The sequence below is a fragment of the Falsiroseomonas stagni DSM 19981 genome (genome assembly GCF_900114315.1).
Lineage (GTDB): Bacteria > Pseudomonadota > Alphaproteobacteria > Acetobacterales > Acetobacteraceae > Falsiroseomonas > Falsiroseomonas stagni.
On sequence record NZ_FOSQ01000001.1, the window covers coordinates 16,901 to 36,033 of the forward strand.

Sequence of the window (19,133 nt, forward strand, 5' to 3'; positions counted from 1 at the left end):
AGAGGTGGTAGCGGTGCTGGCATGGGCGTTGCGACGCATCGCGCATGATCCGCATCCTGGCTTCCCTGCTGCTGCTGTCCCTGGTCCTGGCTGGCGCGCCTGCGCGCGCGCAGGTCGCGCTGTGCCGCGCCGCGATCACGGCGGCGGAGGCCGAGTTCGCCATTCCCGACCGCCTGCTGCTTGGCATCGGGCGCGTGGAAAGCGGGCGGCGCGATCCGCAGACCGGCAGCTTCGACCCCTGGCCCTGGGTGATCAATGCGGAGGGGCGCGGCAGTTTCTTCCCATCGCGGGAGGCGGCGATGGAGGCGGTGCGCGCGCTGCAGGCTTCCGGCATGCGGTCCATCGATGTGGGCTGCATGCAGATCAACCTGCGCCACCACCCGAATGCCTTTGCCAGCCTCGAGGAAGCCTTCGACCCGCAGGCGAATGCGCGCTACGCCGCGCGCTTCCTGACGACGCTGCAGCAGCGCGCGGGGGACTGGACGGTGGCGGCGGGGCATTACCATTCGCAGACGCCCGAATTCGCGGAACGCTACCGTGCGCGCCTGGCGGCGGTGATGGCGAATGAGCGTCGTTCGCCGACGCCGGAGCCGGCCGCCGTGCCCCGCCTGGCGGCCGCGCCCGTGGCACCCGTGGCGCCCGGCGGCGTGGGGATCCAGGCCGCCGCGCCGCCCGCGCGCGGGGCGCTGGATGCCTATCGCGCTGCGCCGATCCCGGTGGCGGGACGTGGGCAGAATCTACCGGCCCCGGCGGCCAACCCGGCATCGGGTGCCGCGCCGGTGCAGGTGGCCGCCACGCGGGCGCCGCATGTGGTGGCGGAGGTCGGGCTGGGCGGGATCGGGAACCGGCGGCTGTTCTGAGCGACGGTGGTTGAGCGCAGGGGGACGCCGTCCCCCTGCAACCCCCTGCGAAGGGGCAGCGGCCCCTTCGATCCCCGTTCATTCAGGCCTGGGGTACAGGGGCCCGCTGGCCCCTGGCGGATGGGGTTTGGGGAAGGCAGCGCCTTCCCCAACTCTCCAGTCCAGACAACGAAAAACCGCGCCACCCCCTGCGGGACGGCGCGGCTTCCCCAGCCCGGCGATGGCGCCCGGGATCAGCCCAGGAACTTGGTCAACGACAGGTTGGACAGCATGGCCAGCGACCGGTAGCTGGCCTCCAGCTGCGTCTGGGTGGCCTGGGCGCGGCTGATGGCCTCCGCCAGGTCCACGCCCTCGACCTCGGAGAGCTGGCCTTCCAGCTGCGTCGCGAGGTCGCTGTGGCGGACACGGGAATCCGACAGCCGCTGCTCCGCGGTGCCGAGGCCCGCGGCCTCGTCGCTCACGCCCGAGAGGCCGGCGCGCAGCGCGCCGAGCGCCCCGGTGACCACCTGCTGGTAGTCCGCGCCGCCGGTGGTGCCGAGCTGGTCGAGATTGGCGATGACGGAGAGGCTGTAGATCAGGTCCCGCGCCCAGGATCCGGTGCTGTCGGCATCCCTGGACGGCATCGCGCCGGCGTTGCGGTTGGGGTAGAGGCCGATCTCCACGGCGCCGCCTTCGCTGACCGGGACAGAGGCCAGGCTGTCCTCCACCTCGCCATTCGCGGCGGCGGTGGCATAGGCGGAGAAGGGCGTGATGGCCGGGTCGTTGCTGGCGCCCAGGTCGCGCATCGTGGCGCGCAGCGCGCCGCCGCCGCCGCTCGCCATGCCCTTCATGGCATCGCGGATGGCGGCGAACAGGTTGCCGTCCTCCACCCGGCCGGGGATGGGCGTGCCATCCAGGTCGGCGCCGCCGAACAGGCTCTCCCCCTGGTAGCGTTCGTTGATCATGCCGGTCACCTCCCGCAGCGCGGACCGCGCGCCGATGGCGGCGGCGCTGACCTGCGTGGCGCCGCCACTCAGCAGCGCGGTGGCGGTGGCGACCATGTCGGTGGTGATGGTGGAAAGGCGCGACAGCGCGGATTGCGTGACGGCGGCGCGTGCCTCCCCCCGTTCCGCGGCGCGGGCGAGGGATTCGTGGCGCGCGACTTCGGAGCGGAGGTCGATCGCGCGGCGCGCATCGCCGCCGAGGCCCGCATAGGTGGCGGCGCGCTGGCCGCCCGAGGTCTGCCGCGTCTGGTCCGCGAGCCGCGCACGCAGCTGGCTGGCGGCTTCGGAGGCGCGATCGATGGCCGCGAAGCCGGAAATGGTCATGGCCATGACTCCCTCAGCGCACCATGCCCATGAGCGCGTCCCACATCGACTGGATGGCGGAGATCACGCGCGCATTGGCGGTATAGGCATTCTGCAGCGTCACCATCGACGCCATCTCAGCATCCACGTCGACACCTTCCCGCTTCTGCACCAGCGCATTGATCTGGGTGGCGAGGGTGGCGGTGGTGGTTTCCTCCGCGGTCGCCTCGCCGGCTTCCGTCGCATGGGCGGAGGTGAGGGCCGCGGCGTAGTCCAGCAGCGCGCGGGGGGGCGAGAAGGAGGAGGCGAGCGTGCCGCCGGGGCCGAGGCCGGTGCCCGGGATCGGGGTATGCGGCACCCCCGCGGCGCGCTGGTTGCCGAAGGCGAAGTCCAGCACGCGGTCGAGTAGCTTCGTGTAGCCGGCCTGCCCGTTCGGGTTGGGCGGGAAGGCGGGCACGTCGCTGGTGCCGTCGCGCAGCAGCGCGGGCGCTGCCTTCACGTCGGGGTTCACCATCATGCGCTGCGCGAAGCCGACGGATTGCGCGCTGCCGGAAGCGGGCGGCGCGGCGCCGTTGCTGTCGGTGAAGAGCGTCAGGCCCTGTTCGCGCAGCCGCCCGGCCATGGTGGCGGCCAGCGTGTCGAGTTCCGCCGTCATGCGCGGCAGCGTCTCGTCCCGCAATTCCAGGCCGGCGCCGATGCGGCCGCCGCGCGGCACGTCGGACAGCGGCACGCCGTTCAGCGTCAGCCCCGGTAGGGTGCCGTCGGGGGCGCCGTGATAGGAACCGGGGGCGACGACGGTATCGGCGATGCCGAGGGGGCTCCCCTTCTCATCCAGCGGCAGCACGGCGCCGCCCTGCAGGATCAGCGTCAGCGTCCCGTCCTGGCCTTCCGCCGGCGTCACGCCGATGAGGTCGGAAAGCTGGCCGATCGCGGCGTCGCGGCGATCCAGCAGGCCGCTGTCATCCAGGCCGGCGCTGCGCATCCCGCGCGCCTGCTGGTCCAGCGCGGCGACGTTGCGCAGCAGGCTGTTGGCGGTATCGACATCGGCGCGGATGCCGTCCTGCACCGATTGCCGCGCACGGGTCACCGCGGCCGAGAGGTCGTTCAGCTGCGTCGCGACATCCTCCGCGACGCCCAGCGCCTCACCCTGCGCGGCGGTGTCGTTCGGGTTCGCGCGCAGTTCCGTCAGCCGGTCACGCAGCGCCCCGATGCGGCCGCCGATGCTGGCGCCGTCGGCGGGCGCGCCTTCGAGTTCCGCGAGCGGGCCGAGCACGCCGGCGCGCAGCGCCGCGGCCGCGGCTTCACCGCGCGCGCCACGGGCTTCGCTGCGCAGCGCGCGGTCCACGTCGCGCTGGGGCGTGGAGCTGCGGACGCCGGCATCCGATTGTTCGCCGCGCACGGTCTTGCGGGTGTAGCCCTCCACCCCCGCATTCGCGACGTTCTGGGATGTGGCCTCCATCTGGCGGGAGGTGACGCGGATGCCGGCCGTGGCCCGCAGCAGCGCGGATTCCAGGCTCATGACGGCGATCCCTCTGCCTTGCAGGCTTCCATCCCGGCCACCGCTTCATCCTCCGCCAGGATGTTCCCGGCCTGTCTGGGTCTTCCAAGCCGGAAGGCCGCCAGGGCGGCACTCCGACCGAGGGAGGAGACGCCCGGGATGTGACCCCTGGATTAACCGTTGCCGCCTTCGGCGGCAGGGGAGGAGGCGGGAAGGTCGGCGGGCGCCGCCGCTGGCGCGTCTGGCAGGTGGATGGTGAAGATGGCGCCGTCCGGCCCGTTCTCCGCCGCGATGCGCCCGCCCATCGCCACCACCAGGCCATGGCAGATGGACAGGCCGAGCCCGGTACCGCGATCGGGGCCCTTGGTCGTGACGAAGGGTTCGAACATCCGGTCCAGCACCAGGCCGGGCAGGCCGCCGCCGCTGTCGGCTACGCGCAATTCGGTGAAGCCATCGGCCGCCGGCTTCGCGGCAAGGCTGATCCAGCGCGGGGCTTCCGGCGGCAGGGCGGCCAGCACGTCCCCGGCATTGGCGAGGAGGTTGGCCAGCACCTGTTCCAGCGCGACCAGGTGGCCCATGACGACGGGCGATGGGTCGCCGAGCGTGCAGCGGACCTCGATCCCCGCTTCGCGCAGCGTGCCGCCGGTCAGCGCCATGGCGCCTTCCACCGCTTCGGCCAGCGGCACGGGCTGGGGTGGCGCATGCTCGTCCACGCCGCGGGCGAAGCGGCGCAGATGCTCGATCAGCGCGGCGGCGCGCTGGGTGTAGCCGGCGATGCGGTCCAGCCGCTGTTCCGCGACATCCACGCGGTCGCGCCGCATGGCGGTGCGGGCATTGTTGGCGGCCAGCGCGATGGCCTGCAGCGGCTGCTTCAGTTCATGCGCCAGGCCGGCCGACATCTCCCCCAGCGAAGCCAGGCGCGCGGCGGCGATGGCGCGGGCATCGGCGGCGCGTTCGGCGGTGACATCGGCGATGTAGCCGACGGCATCCGCGCTGCCATCGGGCAGGCGCGCGATGACGGTCAGCGTCACCTTCACCGCCAGCAGCCGGCCATCGGCGCAGCGTATCCGCAGATCCTTCGACCATTCATCGGCGCCGGCGAACAGCGTGCGGTCCCCGGTATAGCCGGCCTGCGGCGGATCGAAGATCGCGCGCAGCCCGCCGGGGGCGTTGATCCGGTCGTAGGGCCAGCCGGTCAAGCGTTCGATGGAGCGGCTGACATAGGTCTTGGTCCCGCGGCCATTGGGCGCGATGGTCACGCGGAAGACCACGATGGGCGCCGCTTCCAGCGTGCGGTCCAACTCCCGCCGCGCGGCTTCCACCTGTGCCGCTGCCTCCCGCTCCGCCGTCACGTCCCGGCTGTAGCCCACGACCTCTCCCCCGCCATCGGCGCGGATCGACAGGCGATGGAGGCTGGTGGCCAGGGTGGGGCGGGGCGCGAAGGCGGATGGCGCCACCCATTCGAAGCCGGCCGTGCCCGTGGCCAGCGCCTCCAGCAGCGCGGCACGCAGCGCGTCCTCCGGGGGGTCCTGCGCGCCGCCGGCGCGGTAGAGCAGGCGGGCCGTGCCATCTGCCGTGACATCGAGGAGGAAGAGGCCGACGGGCAGCCCGGCATGCAGCCGTTCCACCTGTTCGCGCCCCTGGCGCAGCACCGCGGCCATGTCGGCCAGCGCCATGTTGCGCCGCGCGACGCGACCGAAGAGCAGCGCCAGCAGCACGCCGGCCGAGAGGGCGAGGACCGCGGCGCGCGCCGCGCCCCGCAGCATCGGCATCGCCTCCATCTCCGCTTCCGCATCCACGGCGGCGAAGGCGATCAGGTTGGTGTCGTCCACCGCCTGCACGGCCATGAACTGGTCGCGGCCGCTGACCTGATTGGCCTGCCGGAAGGTGAAGCTCCCGCCGCGCCGCAGCGAGGCGACCGCCTCGGCCGGCAACGGGATGATGAGGCCGAGGAGCGAGGCGACATCATGGCTCCGCGCCAGCAATTCGCCTTCCTGCCGCAGGATGGCGACGACGTCGTTCGACCGCGGCGTCATCTGCGCGAGGCGGGCGGAGACGTCGCGCGGGCTGATGGAGGCGATCACGATACCGGCGAAGCGCCCGGCCTCATCCTCCAGCCGCGCGACGGCGGCGAAAAGCGGCTGGGTGGTGGCGCGGCCGGCGAAGGGCGCGCTGACGGGCAGGCCCTGCTGGCCGGAAGCGGCCTCCATGAAATAGGGGCGGTCGGCGACGGAGAAGGGGCGGATCTCCGGATCCGAATGCCACACCGTCTCCCCGGCCGGGCCGGCGATGATGATGTTGGCGAGTGTGGTGCGACCCGCCGCGGCTTCGCTGATGATGGCGCGCATCATCTGCTCCGTCTCCCGCCGCGCGCTGTCGTCGCCGCTGAGGCGGTGCGCCATCCAGCGGCGCGCCAGCACGGCGGCGAAACTGGCATCGTCCACGACATGGGAGGCGACGTGCCCGACCGCGGCGGCGGCGGCACCGGCGCGGAGATAGGCGTCCTGCGCGCTGAGCTTCTCCGCCCGGTCGATCACCGCCTCCGCCACCAGCCAGGCGGGCAAGGCGACGAGCAGGACGAGGACGACGAGCACGGTACGCGTCGCGCCGTTGCCGCTTCTGCTGTCCTTGCCGAGGAGACCGGCGCGAAGTCCCATGATTGCCCATAGCCCCATCCGGGCCGGCGTGGAAACGTTCTTCCGCCCGATCAGGCGGCGCCTTCGGCCGGCACCCAGCCGGCTGCGGCATCACGCCCCGCTTCCATGGACGCCATGCGCGCCAGCATGATCAGGGCCGCGGCGTAATAGTCCGTCGCCGTGGCGACGGGCGGGAATGCCGGCCGGACGATGCCGCCGGCCTGGCGCGCGGCCAGGGTCAGCGCGGCCACGGCGCGCACCCCCTCATGCCCGGGATAGGGGGACAGCGCGCCGGTGTGCAGATCGGTCCAGGCCGGCAGCGTGTCCGGCCGCGCGGCTTCCCAGAAGGTCGCCGCGGCGCGCACCGCCTCCGCCTCATGCAGCCCGGCCCAGGCCAGGTAGAGCGGCACGCGGATGGCATCCCAGGAGAAGCGGGGCGGCCAGCCCGTGGCGGGTGTCATGCGCCCGGTCGCGGCATCGATGTGCAGCCAGTCCGGCGGCAGGCGCCAGGCGCCGAAGCGGCCGGCGGCCAGGATGTGGCGGCCATCGGCTTCCAGCCGGCGGATCTCCGTCCCCGGCACCAGGGCGGCGAGGGAGCGGATGGCGGGCAGGTTGTAGTAGGACGGATTGACCACGCAGGCATTGGGGCGCGTGAAGCCATAGGCGCCCGGCAGCAGCACGGTGCGGCCGGCGATGTCGCGCGTGCAGAGCTTCACGATGTCCTGCGTGATGGCGGCGGCCAGGTCTTCCCAGGCCGGCACGGACCAGCGCTCGGCGGCGCGCTGCAGCGCCCAGGCGATGGCGATGTCGCCGTCGGTGGCATTGTTGTTGTCGGGTACGGCAATCGCCTGGTGCGGCCGCCATGACCAGGCGAAGAGATTGTCGCGGGGCCGGGCGAGATTGGTGCGCGTCCAACCGAGGATGCGTTCGAAGCTGACGCGGTCGCCGCACCATTCGGCGAGCAGCATCGCGAAGCCCTGGCCTTCGGAATGGGAGACGCCGCCATTGCCGCTGTCGATCACGCGGCCATCGCGGGTCACAAAGCGGTCGCGGAATTCGCGCCATTCCGCGATGTCGCGGCTGTCGGCGCTGGAGGCGAGCGGGGGCGCGGGGGGGAGGTGCAGGATGCCGGGATTCGCCGCCGGGGCGGCGACGGTGCGCGGGCGGAGCGTCAGGCTTGCCGCGGCGCCGAGGCCGAGGGTCAGCAGGGCACGCCGCCCGGGCAGCACGGCACCAGGCCGCGCGGGTTGCGCGGGCGCTGGCGGCGTGCAGGACGCTTCAGTGATGGCCACGGTACTCCTCCGCACCGTCCAGGGCTCCCCTCCTGGGGCATGACGGGCTTGGCACATCGTTGCCGCATTGCGTCGTGAAATGCGCGTCGGGTTCGGTCGTGAAGGTTCAGAGACGGGCCGCAAGCATCGGAAAACGCCGGGGAAAATTCAGCGTGTTTCGTGCGGCGCCCGGAACGGCAAAACCCGCCCGGAGAAGCCATCCGGGTGGGTCCTGGTCTGGATTGTTAAGGGTTGCCGGGGGCTTCGGCCCCCGCCGCCGTCAGGCGGCCTCTGCCCACGCCTTGGCCGGGCTGGTCAGGCGGTTCGGGCGGCGCAGATGGCCATCGGCGAAGCGCGACCGGGCGGCGGCGATGGCGGACAGCGGCGGTTCCTCCGCCATGTAGCCGCGGCCCCAGGCGGTGCGGATGAATTCCGCGGCGCCGGCCGCGGCCAGCTTGCGGCGCACCTTGCAGATGAAGACATCGAGGGTGCGGCTGTCCGGGCCTTCATCCGACCCGTAGAGGCGCTGCAGGAAGTCGGCCTTCGTCACCAGGCTGCCGCGGCGCAGGAACAGCATCTCCAGCACGTCGAATTCGCGGCGGGTGATGCGGACATCGCGGCCATCGACGGTGAGGGCGAGTTTCGCCTGGTCCAGCGTGGTGTTGCCGATGGTGATCCAGGCGGAGAGGTGGCCGAGCATGCGGCGCTGCAGGGCGCGCAGGCGGACGACGAGGGTGGTGATCGCCATCGGCGCCATCAGCACATCGTCGGCGCCGGCATCCAGGGCCTCCGACTCGCTCTCCGGCGTCGCGGACGCCACCAGCACCACGACGGGAACGCCGAGCCGCTGCCGCGCCACCGCGCGGATGCCGGCGATGACGGCGTGGCTGAGGCCGGCGGCCTCGATCAGGATGGCGTCGTAGGGCCCGGTCTGGGCGGCGACGGCGCCGGGATCATCATCCAGCGCGACGGTATCCACCATCAGGCCTTCGTGCCCCAGGGCAACCTTCAGCCTGTGTCCCGCCGGCAGGGTGGAAGCGACAACCAGAATGCGCATGTCGGTATCCCTCGCGATCTTCGCCCGGCAGCGAACGATGTTCGTCCGCCCTCGATCCGTAACGACATCACTGTCGCCGCAGGGGGTCTCAGGATCGAGTCGGCTTTCTTAAGGGTTGGTCACCGCCGCGGACTCTCGTTCATGTGTTTGGTCGACTCTGTCAGGAAATGTCCGGTACCGCGGCCCGAACTGTCAGCCCTGTGTCCGTGGCCATGCCGGTCGCGGCGTGGGGAAGGCGCTGCCGGGGAGATGCCCCAGGCCGAGTTGCATCAGGCCAATCTGCGCCAGGCTGGCGTGCGTCAGGCCTGTCGTGCCGGGTCGTCGACTTTCGAGGCGACCGTGCCGGCGATGGGGAAGGTCAGCGTCATCACCGCGCCGTCGGGCCCATTGGTGGCGGAGATGGAACCGCCGAAGGCCTTCATGGCGGCATGGACCAGCGGCAGGCCGAGCCCGGTGCCCTTGCCCGGGGCCTTGGTGGTGAAGAAGGGCTCGAACAGCCGGTCCAGGTGGCTGGCGGGGATGCCGCCGCCGCTGTCGGCGATGGTCATGGTGACCACTGGCCCTTCGACCGCGGCGGCGATCCTGATCCAGCCTTGGGCCTCCCGATCGGGACGGTGTTCCTCGATCGCGTCCCGGGCGTTCATCAGCAGGTTCACGATGGCCTGTTCCAGCGGCACCAGCCGCGCCATCACCGGCGGCAGGTCGGCCGGCAGGTCGATCGCGAGATCGATGCCGGCGGCATGCAGCGCGCCATTGGTGAGGACCGAGGCGCCTTCCACGGCCCGGGCCAGGGGAAGCGGCCCCGGTTCCCCTTCATCCGACCGGCCGAAGACGCGCAGGTGGTCCACGATGTCGCGGGCGCGCTGCGCCTGCTGGCCGATGCGTGACAACCGTTCCTGGATGTCCGGCAGCGCGGCGCCGCCGCGGCGCTGCAGGGCGCGGGAGGCATTGTCGGCGGCCAGCGACATCACGGCGAGGGGCTGGTTCAGTTCATGCGCCAGGCCGGTCGCCATCTCGCCCAGCGTTGTCAGGCGGCCGGCATTCTGCAGCTTCGCCTGGATGGCGCGTTCATCGGAGATATCGGCGATGTAGCCCACCATCTCGACCGATCCGTCGGCGCGGCGGTCGACGACGCGGGCCGAATCCCGCGCCCAGATCCACTGGCCATCGGCGCGGCGGATGCGGAATTCGCGCTGGCCTTCCCCGTGCAGGGCCACGCCGGCGTAGAAATCCGCCTGGCGCGCGGCATCGTCCGGTTCCATCAGGTCATGCGGATCAGGCATGTCGAGAAGGTGGGACGCGGTCCAGCCGATGACGCGTTCGGCGCTTTCGCTGGCATGGGTCAGGGTGAAGCTGCCATCGGGGCGGATGTCCCCACCATAGATGAGGCCCGGCAGGCCGGCGATCCGGCGCGCATAGGTCATGCTGGCGGCCTGGGCCAGGGACCGTTCGATATCCGCCGTCTCCGCTGCCCGCCGGGCCACGGCGCGGGCGCGCAGCGACAGGCCGACCCAGACCATCATCAGGGTCATGGCACCACCGGCCCCGGCGGTCAGGCGGACCAGCAGGGCCAGGTTGGCGACGCCGGCCTGGCTGGCGGCATAGTCCTGGATGTAGGCGACCGTCAGCGGCGTGCCCGCGACCCGGCGCCAGGCGGTGATGCTGGCCTGCCCTTCCGGTGTGTTGCGGAGGGTGGATCCCGTCATCTGGTCCGGCTGGGCGCGCCGCAGCGGGTCATCCGCCGACAGTTCCGTGCCGATGGCGGTGCCGGGCAGGCGGCTATGGGCGGCGCGCAGCGTGCCGCGCAGGATCATCGCGCTGTCCTGCGGCCGGAACTGGATGTCCGCCAGCGCATCGGACAGGTCGTGCAGGTCCATCGAGACGACGGCGACGCCGGAGAAGCCGCCGTCGGAGGCCAGCAGCGGGCGGGTCAGCTGCACCGTCCAGCGCTGGCTGACGCGGCCTACCAGGGGGATGCTGACGAACAGGCTGCGCAGGCCGCGGGCATGGACCTGGAAATGTTCCCGGTCACCGAGATGGACGGGCGCGCCGGAGCCGGGGATGGAGGACCACAGCATCCAGCCGTCGCCGCCGATGATGGCGACCTGGACGAAGCCGAACTGGCCGGCATTCACGGTGCTGGCCAGTTCGGTCTCGATCGCCGAACGGCCCTGGTCGTTGCCGGATTCGCGCAGCACCAGCCATGACTGGGTCAGGCGGTGCAGCACCTCCACCGCTTCCAGGCGGCGGAGCAGCACCTGGTGCACGACATCGGCGGCGGCCTCCGCTTCCACCCGCGCGCTTTCCGTCGCGTCCCGGGACAGGCGGGCGATCAGCGCTTCCCCGGCGAACAGCAGGGCGGCGGCGATGCACAGCGCGGCGGTCCAGGCCAGCCAGCGCCGTGGCGCGCCCCGCGCGGATGCGACGCGGACGTTCATGAGACGGGTCGCGAGGGGCATGGGGGGAATGCGGTAGGGCCTGGTGGGGTGCAGCCGGCGGCACCTTGGCGGGCTTGTGTTGCCGAAGTGTGGCGGCCGGCGCGCGCGCCGGCGCATGGGGGCGCGCAGCCGGCGTGCGCGGACGCCGGGCTGGCGCGGGGGCTCCGCAGGGAAGCCGGGCTGCCTCCCTTATTCACCGGCGCTAACCCCTCGGGAAACCTGTGAAGACGTAGCCCTGGCTGCGGATGGCGGTGATGGCGCGGTCGCCGCCGGGGCCGAGCTTGCGGCGGAGATGCATGACGAGATTGTCGAGCGCGCGGTCATCCGGCCGCCAGGGACGGCGCAGCACGCGCTTGGTCAGCGTCTCCCGGTCCACCGGGTGGCCCGGGGCTTCGGCGAGGACGGCCAGCAGGTCGAACTCCGCGCCGGTGAGCGGCACGACGGAGCCATCGCCGCGGCGCAACTCCCGCTCCACCGTCAGCAGGGTCCAGGTGCCGGCCTGGGACTGGGCCTGGGCCTGATCCGGCTCCTTCTCCCGCTCCTTCTCCGGCGGGCGGGTCTGCTGGACGCGGCGGAGATGGGCGCGGATGCGGGCGACCAGTTCGCGGCCGGAGATGGGCTTCAGCAGGAAGTCGTCGGCGCCGATCTCCAGCGCCACGATCCGGTCCGTCTCCACCCGGTTGCCGGTCAGGATCAGGACGGGCGCGTCGGTCAGGCTGCGGAGCATGCCGATCCGCGGCAGGGTATCCACGCGGCCCAGCCGCTGGTCGAGCACCACGAGGTCGGGTGGCGCCGCCTCCACCGCCGCGATGGCGGCTTCCCAGGTTGCAGCCGTGGTGGGTCGCATCCCGTAGTCGGAGAGGGTGAGCGCCATTTCCTCGGCCAGCGCCTCGTCGTCCTCGACGATCAGGACGTTGGGCGCCGGGCCCGCCTCCTCGGCGCCTAGTTCCGTGCCTGACGACATTGACAACACCAAAGCTCCCGATCCGTAGCCCGCGTCGCGACAATGATGCCCCGAATCCATCGCGTCTGGGTATCTTCGGGACAACAGGACAGAAAATCCGACACTTCCCGACAAACTCAAAGCCCTCTCTTCCGCCAATATCCGGCCGCCATGAAGGCGGGCGGCGTGAACAGCGTCGCGGGGTGTCCCGCACCACGGATCCGCTCCCCTTCGGCATAGGACCCGCAGGGGGTTCAGCGAGACCAGGCAATGGACATTGGGGCCGTGTCATCCACCGATTGCACCATGGTGGTGGTGGTTGACGACGAACCGGACATCGCCCGGGAGATCGCCGAAGGCCTCGCCGCCGATGGGTTCCAGACCATGGTGGCCGCGTCCGCCGAGCAGGTGCTTGCGCTGCTGGACCGGGATGGCGGTCGCATTGCCGTCGTGGTGACCGACCTGCGGATGCCGGGCATGGATGGGCTCGGCCTGATCCGCCTGCTGCGAGACCCCGCGCACGGCCTTGCCGCACCGGAAATCGTCATGATGAGCGGCCATGCCTCCGACGCCGAGAAGCGGGCGGCCCGGATGGCCGGCGCGCTGGCGGTGCTGAACAAGCCCTTCGCCTGGGATGACCTGGCGCGGGCGGTGGACCAGGGCCTCGACCTCGCGCGTGCGCGACGGGCGGCGCTGTCGGTGCGGGATGCGTCCCGCGATCCAGCGCCGGGTTGATCGAGGGCCGCAGCACGGCCCTCGCGCGTATACCGGCATCGTCGACCAAAATCGACACGGAGCGTTGTGGTCCCTCCACCCTTGTCCCGGTGGCGGCTGCTTCAGCAGTTGCTAATATGAAGCTGCTTTATGTGGCGCCGACCCGCAGCGGCGCCCCAGCGATGGTTGCGGCTGCCGAAGCCAGATTGCCAAGGATAACAAGGCATGTTCGCCAACGAGACCCAGCCCGCGCCCGGGGATGGGACGCCGAACGAGGAGGCCAAGCTGGTCGTCCTCGTGGTGGATGACGAGGTCTGGATCGCGGAGGAGCTGGCACTCGGCCTCGAGGAAGCGGGGATGGCGGTGAAGATCGCCACCTCCGCCGTCACGGCCCAGGCCGCGCTGGCGGAAACCAACGATATCGGCGTGGTTGTCACCGACATCCGGATGCCCGGGGAGGATGGCCTGTCGCTCGTCCGGCGCCTGGTGATGAACCGGCCGGAGACGGAGGCGATCGAGACGGTGGTCATGACCGGCCATGCGACGATCGAGGATGCGGTGGCCGCGGTGCGCGCGGGCGCCTTCGACTTCGTCCGCAAGCCCTTCACGCTGGACGAGATGATCGCCGTGGTGGCTGCCGCGCGCGCGCGCGCCGCGACGAAGCGGCAGGAAGCGCGCAACCGCGCGCAGGAAAGCCGCCGCCTGGCCGCGGCGGAGGCGGAACGGGAGGAAGCGCGGGCGCGGGACCCCCTGACGGGCCTGCCCAACCGCGCGGCGTTCAGCGCCCGCCTGGCCGAGATGACGGTGAATGCGGCGCGCGACGGCAGCGGGATGGCGGTCATCGCGCTCGACCTGGATGGCTTCGCCGCACTGAACGAGGCCGGCGGCAGCGCGGTCGGCGATGTCATCCTCCAGACCATCGGCGCGCGGCTGCGACAGGCGACGGGGCCTGAATGGATCGTCGCCCGCATCGGCAGCGACGAATTCGCCGTCGCCTCCGCCGCCTGCGCCAGCCAGGCGGATGCGCTGGCGGTGGCGGAGCGGATCCGCGCCGCCATCGAGGAGCCGGTGCCCCAGCCCACCGGGGCGCTCCGCCTGACCGCCAGCATCGGCGTGGCCCACCGCGCCACGGCGGATCGCGTGGCGCTCGACGATGCCGCGCTGGTGGCGGGCAGCGTGGCGCGGCGCGAAGGCGGCAGCCGCTGCGTGCTGTTCACGCCCGCCATGCAGGAAGCCGCCGAACGCCGCCTGACCGTGGTGCGCGACCTGCCCCATGCCGTCGCGCGGCAGGAAACCGCCATATACTACCAGCCCATCTTCAACATCGCCGATCGCCGCCTGCTGGGGTTCGAGGCGCTGATGCGCTGGCGGCACCCGACGCTCGGCTTCATCTCGCCTGGCGAGTTCATCGCCATCGCGGAGGAGGGGCGCGTCATCCTCGACCTCGGGGCCTGGGCGCTGCGCGTGGCCGCGGCGCAGGCGTCCCAATGGGGCGCGGGGACCACGCGGGACCTCTACATCACCGTCAACCTTTCCGGCCGCCAGATCGCGGAGGTTGATGTCGCCGGCATGTTCAAGGCGGCGCTGGAGGCCGAGAACCTGCCGGCCAAGGCCCTGGTGGCGGAGGTGACGGAGACCGTGGCCCTCGGCCCCAAGGCCGGGGAGGTGGTGGAGGCGATCCGTGCCCTCGGCGTCCGCGTCGCGCTGGATGATTTCGGCGCAGGCTATTCCTCCCTCGGCGTGCTCGGGGGCCTGTCGGTCGATACCGTCAAGCTCGACCGCGCGCTGGTGATGCGTGTCGTGACGGATACGCGCGAACGCCGGCTGCTGACCGGCCTGGTCGCCACCATCCATGCGCTGGGCCTGAAGGTGGTGGCGGAGGGGATCGAGACGGACGGTCAGCTTCAGGTTGTGCGCCAGGCCGGCTGCGAGGCCGCGCAAGGCTACCTGCTCGGCCGCCCGCTGACGGCGGCGGCCGCCACGGCGCTGGTGCTGGCGGAGGGCTGAAAAGCCCCCCTCGCACCCTGGCGGCCCGCGCCGCCGGATCGGTCCCCCGCCGACGAGAATTCATGACGAAGCCCGACAGGCGCCGCGACATTCATGGCGCTAGAGAATGATCACTCGCCCGTGAGTTGAGCGGTGCGGGTGGCAGGAACGGGGCAGGGTCATGCAGGTTCTCATCATTGCCGACGCAGCGCACGGGTCGAACCGCCTCGCCGAAAAGCTGGCGGCGGCGCATGTCGAGACGCGCGTGACCACGCCCGGCGGCATCGCGGAGGCCGAGCAGGCGCTGGATGACGGCATCGATGGCGTCGTGATCGATACCGGCGACCTGGCCGGCATGGCCTTCCCGCTGCTGCGCCGCTTCCGCGATGCCGGCCACAAGCTGCCGCTGCTGCTGCTGGCCGCCGCATCGCCGCGCACGGAGGCCGAGGCCTTCAACCTCGGCGCCGACGCCGTGATGCCCCGCACCGCGCCCGCCGCCACGCTGATGGCGCGGATCGAGGCGATCCGCCGCCGCGCCCCCACCCGCAAGGTCGCCGGCATCCGCTGCGGCAATGTCAGCATCGATCGCGACAGCGGCCTGCTGAGCGTGGCGGGCCACCCCGTGGAGGTGACGCCCTGCGAGCTTCGCGTGCTCGACATGCTGATGGGCGCGCGCGGCGGCGTGCTGGGCAAGGAACGCATCTGCGACGCGCTGCGGGAGGGGGAAGGCGATGCCGCCCCCGGCGTGCTGCGCGTCTTCGTCTGCCGCCTGCGCCGCAAGCTGGCCGAGGCCGGCGCGGATGACATCATCCGCACCGTCTGGGGCGTGGGCTACCGCGTGGAGGCGCCGTCCAGCGGCGCCCGCCCCGGCATCGGCAACCCCGTGAACGCCTTCGGCGCCGCGATCTGACCGCGGACGTCTTCAGGAAGATTGCCACCATGCAGGTCCAGACCATCGAGGAACGTCCGGCGAGCAGCCGGGCCGCCGACACATCGGACGCCCGGCTTGGCGTCCGCGTCCGCCAGCTGCGTCGGCTGCGCGGCCTCTCCCAGGCCGATGTCGCCCAGGCGCTCGGCGTGACCTACCAGCAGGTGCAGAAATACGAGACGGGCAAGACGCGCCTGCCGGCCCGCATGCTGCCCACGCTGGCGCGGATGCTGGGCGTGGACACCGAATTGCTGCTGGCCGGCGTCCAGGGGCAGGATGCCCCCGCCATGCCGCCCCAGTCGGGGCCGGATGAGCGCGAGACGGCGGAGCTCGTTTCCGCCTTCGTCGCCATGCGCCACCCGCACTCGCGGCACCGGCTGCTGTCGATCGTGAAGGCCTTCGCGGCGGAGGCCGGCGCGGCGGAGATGTGATGCCTGTTGGCGACGGCCGCGTTGCGGCCCTCGCCTCCGATTGACACGGCCACCCGCATCCGGTCGTCTTCCCCGGCCCATGGCGCGCTGATCGCGCTGCAGGCCAGGGAGGACGTCCATGCCCCTTTCCCCGCTGCGCTTCATGGCGCCCCTGGTCGCGCTGCTGGCGGGATTCGTCGCGCCGCGACCCGCCGCGGCGCAGGATTATCCCGTCAGGCCGATCCAGCTGATCGTGCCGACCTCCCCGGGTGGAACGCTCGACCTGTCGTCGCGCATGCTGGCACCGCTCTGGAGCGAATTCCTCGGCCAGCCCGTGGTGATCCAGAACCGTGCGGGCGGCGCTTCCGCCATCGGCACGCGCGCCGTCGCGCAGGCGGCGCCGGATGGCTACACGCTGCTGGTGGCCAGCGATTCCTCCTTCGTCACGGTGCCGCTGACGCGCAACGACACGGGCTACACGCTCGACAGCTTCACCATGCTGTTCTCCTACGGTGTCGGATCGCTCTTCGTCGCGGTACATGCGGCCTCGCCCTACCAGTCGCTGGCCGATGTGGCGGAGGCCGCGCGGCGGGAGCCGGGGAAGCTGACCTATGCCAGCTACGGCATCGCGAGCCTGGCGCATTTCGGCGGCACCATGCTGTGGCGGGCACTCGGCGTCGATGTCGGCCACATTCCCTATCGCTCCACGGCGGAGGCGAATGTCGCGCTGCTGGGCCGGCAGGTGGATATCGGCATCACCGGGTCGCTCGGCGGCAGCAGCGATGCCAGCCGTGTGCGTGTGCTGGCGACCTCCGCGCCGCAACGGCTCGCCTATGCGCCGCAGGTGCCCACGATGCGGGAGCTGGGGCATGATGTGGAACTCGGCTTCACCAATACCGTGGCGGGGCCGCGCGGGTTGCCGCCGGCCGTGACCGCGCGGCTGCTGGCCGCGCATCGGGCGGTGATGGAGAAATACGGCACGACGCTGCGCGACCGGCTGCTGGCCGCCGAACTCACGCCTGTCGACCTTGATGGCGCCACGGCGCTGGCGGGGATGCGGGAGAGGGAGGCGCGCTTCCGCGCCGTGCTCGGCGCCATGAGCCTGCAGGAATGAGGATGATACCGTGATCGACGCCGCCACCCTCCCGCTGGGCCGCATCAAGGTCCTCGACCTGACGCTGGCGCGATCCGGCCCCACCTGCGTCCGCCACCTCGGCGACTGGGGCGCCGATGTGCTGCGGATCGAGCCGCCGGGATCCGCGGCGGGTGAGATCACCGGCAAGCAGGATGGCTTCGACCACCAGAACCTGCACCGCAACAAGCGCTGCATGACGCTCGACCTGAAGACGGAGGAAGGCCAGGCGATCTTCCGCCGCCTGGCCGCCGATGCCGATGTGGTGGTCGAGAACATGCGCGCGCCGGTCAAGTATAAGCTGAAGGTGGATTACGAGACGCTGAGCGCGCTGAACCCGCGCATCGTCTATGGCTCCATCTCCGGCTTCGGGCAGGACGGGCCATATGCCCATCGCGCGGGGCTCGACCAGATCGTGCAGGGGATGGGCGGGCTGATGTCCATCACCGGCCTGCCGGGGCAGGGGCCGGTGCGGGTCGGTATCCCCATCGCGGACCTCACCGCGGGCAATCTCCTCGCCCTCGGCATCATGATGGCGCTGTATGAGCGGGAGGCGACGGGCCGCGGCAAGTGGGTGCAGACCAGCCTGCTGGAAGCGATGATCTTCATGCTCGACTTCCAGGCCTCCCGCTGGCTGATGGCGGGGGAGGTGCCGGGGCAGGCGGGGAACGACCATCCCACGGGCATCCCGACCGGCGTGTTCCCGACGGTGGATCGGCCCATCACCATCGCCGCCTCCTCCGCCCGCCATTGGACGCGGTTCTGCGAGGTGGTGGGCCGGCCGGAATGGCTGCAGCACCCGGAATGGCAGACCATGACGGGACGGTCGAAGGACCGCGCGGCGATCAATGAGGCGATCTCCTCCGTCACCGCCACGCAGCCTTCCGCGCATTGGATATCGCTGCTGGAGGAAGCGGGGATTCCCTGCGGGCCGATCAACACCGTGGACCAGGTCTTCGCCGATCCACAGGTGCAACATCTGAGGATGGCGCAGCCCGTCACGCATCCGCGGCTTGGCGAGCAGCATATCGTGGGCACGGCCATCAACATGGCGGGCGTCGAGGAAGGCATCCGCCTGCCGACGCCGAGCCATGGGCAGCATACGGCGGAGGTTCTCGCGTCACTCGGCTATGACGATGCCGCCATCGCCGGCCTGCGCGAGAAGGGCGTGGTGTGACGGACCTCACCCTGCCCACCGACCTGGTGCTGGCGCGGAAGGCCGACGGCATCGGCTGGATCACGCTGAACAACGCCGCCAAGCGGAACGCCATCACGCTGGCGATGTGGGACGCGATGGCGGCCGCCGTCACGGACTTCATGGCCGACGATGCCGTGCGCCTGGTGGTGATGAGCGGCGCCGGCGAAAAATCCTTCGCGGCTGGCGCCGATATCGGGGAGATGGAACGCATGCGCGCGGAAGGTCGGGCGGCGGAATACACCGCCCGCGCCACCGCCGCGCGTGCCGTGCTCGACACACTGGAAAAACCGCTGATCGCGATGATCCAGGGGCACTGTATTGGCGGCGGGCTTGCCCTGGCACTCCGCGCCGACCTGCGCGTGGCCTCCGACGACAGCGTCTTCGGCGTGCCCGCCGCGAAGCTCGGCATCGCCTACGCGACCTGGAGCCTGGAACGGCTGACGGCGCTCGTCGGGCCGGGCTTCGCGAAGGAGATGCTGTTCACCGGCACCAACTACCCCGCCGACATCGCCTTCGCCCGCGGGCTGCTGAACCGGGTGGTGCCGGCAGCCGACCTTGAAGCCACGGTGCTGGACTACGCGCGGATCATCGCCCGCAACGCGCCACTCTCCATGCGGGCCGCGAAAATCACCATCGACCAGGTCAGCGGCGACCCGGCACTGCGCGATGCCACACGCATCGCGGCGCTGGGGCGGGCATGCGCCGAGAGCGAGGATTTGAAGGAAGGACAGGCGGCGTTCAGGGAGAAGCGGCGCCCTGTGTTCCAGGGACGATAG

The 19,133-nt window shown here is 71.6% G+C and carries 15 protein-coding genes; 8 read left to right on the forward strand and 7 right to left on the reverse strand.

Annotation, left to right across the window (positions count from 1 at the left end; translation table 11 throughout):
- The first annotated feature begins 44 nt into the window (after nt 1-44).
- On the forward strand, nt 45-860 hold the full coding sequence (locus BM041_RS00075; protein WP_092953664.1) for a lytic transglycosylase domain-containing protein: 816 nt from the start codon (nt 45-47) through the stop codon (nt 858-860).
- 233 nt (nt 861-1,093) lie between these two features.
- On the opposite strand, the gene BM041_RS00080 is transcribed toward BM041_RS00075, so the two are convergent.
- The 7 genes from BM041_RS00080 to BM041_RS00110 form a co-directional block, all read right to left on the reverse strand.
- The gene (locus BM041_RS00080) at nt 1,094-2,167 is read right to left on the reverse strand and encodes a flagellin (protein ID WP_175533637.1); all 1,074 of its coding nucleotides are present in this window, start codon (nt 2,165-2,167) and stop codon (nt 1,094-1,096) included.
- Between the two features lie 13 nt (nt 2,168-2,180).
- Entirely contained in the window at nt 2,181-3,665 is a 1,485-nt protein-coding gene (locus BM041_RS00085) for a flagellar hook-associated protein FlgK (RefSeq protein ID WP_092953670.1), read from the reverse strand.
- 152 nt (nt 3,666-3,817) lie between these two features.
- Nucleotides 3,818-6,301 (reverse strand): ATP-binding protein, encoded by a 2,484-nt coding sequence (locus BM041_RS00090; RefSeq protein ID WP_092953673.1) that lies wholly within the window; start codon nt 6,299-6,301, stop codon nt 3,818-3,820.
- 50 nt (nt 6,302-6,351) lie between these two features.
- Complete coding sequence (locus BM041_RS00095) at nt 6,352-7,572, reverse strand: glycosyl hydrolase family 8 (RefSeq protein ID WP_245761859.1); 1,221 nt, start codon at nt 7,570-7,572, stop codon at nt 6,352-6,354.
- 259 nt (nt 7,573-7,831) lie between these two features.
- Nucleotides 7,832-8,608, reverse strand: coding sequence for a winged helix-turn-helix domain-containing protein (locus BM041_RS00100; RefSeq protein ID WP_092953679.1), 777 nt, complete (start codon nt 8,606-8,608; stop codon nt 7,832-7,834).
- 299 nt (nt 8,609-8,907) lie between these two features.
- Entirely contained in the window at nt 8,908-11,067 is a 2,160-nt protein-coding gene (locus BM041_RS00105; RefSeq protein WP_175533638.1) for an ATP-binding protein, read from the reverse strand.
- 181 nt (nt 11,068-11,248) lie between these two features.
- Nucleotides 11,249-12,010, reverse strand: coding sequence for a response regulator transcription factor (locus BM041_RS00110; protein ID WP_245761948.1), 762 nt, complete (start codon nt 12,008-12,010; stop codon nt 11,249-11,251).
- A gap of 264 nt (nt 12,011-12,274) precedes the next feature.
- Here BM041_RS00110 and BM041_RS00115 point away from each other — a divergent pair, with 264 nt between their 5' ends.
- From BM041_RS00115 to BM041_RS00145, 7 genes are all read left to right on the forward strand, one after another.
- Entirely contained in the window at nt 12,275-12,724 is a 450-nt protein-coding gene (locus tag BM041_RS00115; protein WP_175533640.1) for a response regulator, read from the forward strand.
- Between the two features lie 204 nt (nt 12,725-12,928).
- On the forward strand, nt 12,929-14,710 hold the full coding sequence (locus BM041_RS00120) for a putative bifunctional diguanylate cyclase/phosphodiesterase (RefSeq protein WP_092953691.1): 1,782 nt from the start codon (nt 12,929-12,931) through the stop codon (nt 14,708-14,710).
- 160 nt (nt 14,711-14,870) lie between these two features.
- Nucleotides 14,871-15,599: a winged helix-turn-helix transcriptional regulator gene (locus tag BM041_RS00125; protein ID WP_092953694.1), complete on the forward strand. Its 729-nt coding sequence runs from the start codon at nt 14,871-14,873 to the stop codon at nt 15,597-15,599.
- A 29-nt stretch (nt 15,600-15,628) separates the two neighbouring features.
- Complete coding sequence (locus tag BM041_RS00130; protein WP_092953697.1) at nt 15,629-16,048, forward strand: helix-turn-helix domain-containing protein; 420 nt, start codon at nt 15,629-15,631, stop codon at nt 16,046-16,048.
- Between the two features lie 118 nt (nt 16,049-16,166).
- The gene (locus BM041_RS00135; protein WP_092953700.1) at nt 16,167-17,141 is read left to right on the forward strand and encodes a Bug family tripartite tricarboxylate transporter substrate binding protein; all 975 of its coding nucleotides are present in this window, start codon (nt 16,167-16,169) and stop codon (nt 17,139-17,141) included.
- A gap of 10 nt (nt 17,142-17,151) precedes the next feature.
- The gene (locus tag BM041_RS00140) at nt 17,152-18,336 is read left to right on the forward strand and encodes a CaiB/BaiF CoA transferase family protein (RefSeq protein ID WP_092953703.1); all 1,185 of its coding nucleotides are present in this window, start codon (nt 17,152-17,154) and stop codon (nt 18,334-18,336) included.
- Nucleotides 18,333-19,133 (forward strand): enoyl-CoA hydratase, encoded by an 801-nt coding sequence (locus tag BM041_RS00145; protein ID WP_092953706.1) that lies wholly within the window; start codon nt 18,333-18,335, stop codon nt 19,131-19,133. The genes BM041_RS00140 and BM041_RS00145 overlap by 4 nt, the downstream gene beginning before the upstream one ends.

Coding starts and splice junctions, on each gene's coding strand:
- BM041_RS00090 (WP_092953673.1), bottom strand. CDS start 6,301: ATGGGACTTCGCGCCGGTCTCCTCGGCAAGGACAGCAGAAGCGGCAAC.
- BM041_RS00075 (WP_092953664.1), top strand. CDS start 45: ATGATCCGCATCCTGGCTTCCCTGCTGCTGCTGTCCCTGGTCCTGGCT.
- BM041_RS00135 (WP_092953700.1), top strand. CDS start 16,167: ATGCCCCTTTCCCCGCTGCGCTTCATGGCGCCCCTGGTCGCGCTGCTG.
- BM041_RS00085 (WP_092953670.1), bottom strand. CDS start 3,665: ATGAGCCTGGAATCCGCGCTGCTGCGGGCCACGGCCGGCATCCGCGTC.
- BM041_RS00080 (WP_175533637.1), bottom strand. CDS start 2,167: ATGACCATTTCCGGCTTCGCGGCCATCGATCGCGCCTCCGAAGCCGCC.
- BM041_RS00100 (WP_092953679.1), bottom strand. CDS start 8,608: ATGCGCATTCTGGTTGTCGCTTCCACCCTGCCGGCGGGACACAGGCTG.
- BM041_RS00130 (WP_092953697.1), top strand. CDS start 15,629: ATGCAGGTCCAGACCATCGAGGAACGTCCGGCGAGCAGCCGGGCCGCC.
- BM041_RS00105 (WP_175533638.1), bottom strand. CDS start 11,067: ATGCCCCTCGCGACCCGTCTCATGAACGTCCGCGTCGCATCCGCGCGG.
- BM041_RS00120 (WP_092953691.1), top strand. CDS start 12,929: ATGTTCGCCAACGAGACCCAGCCCGCGCCCGGGGATGGGACGCCGAAC.
- BM041_RS00110 (WP_245761948.1), bottom strand. CDS start 12,010: ATGTCGTCAGGCACGGAACTAGGCGCCGAGGAGGCGGGCCCGGCGCCC.
- BM041_RS00125 (WP_092953694.1), top strand. CDS start 14,871: ATGCAGGTTCTCATCATTGCCGACGCAGCGCACGGGTCGAACCGCCTC.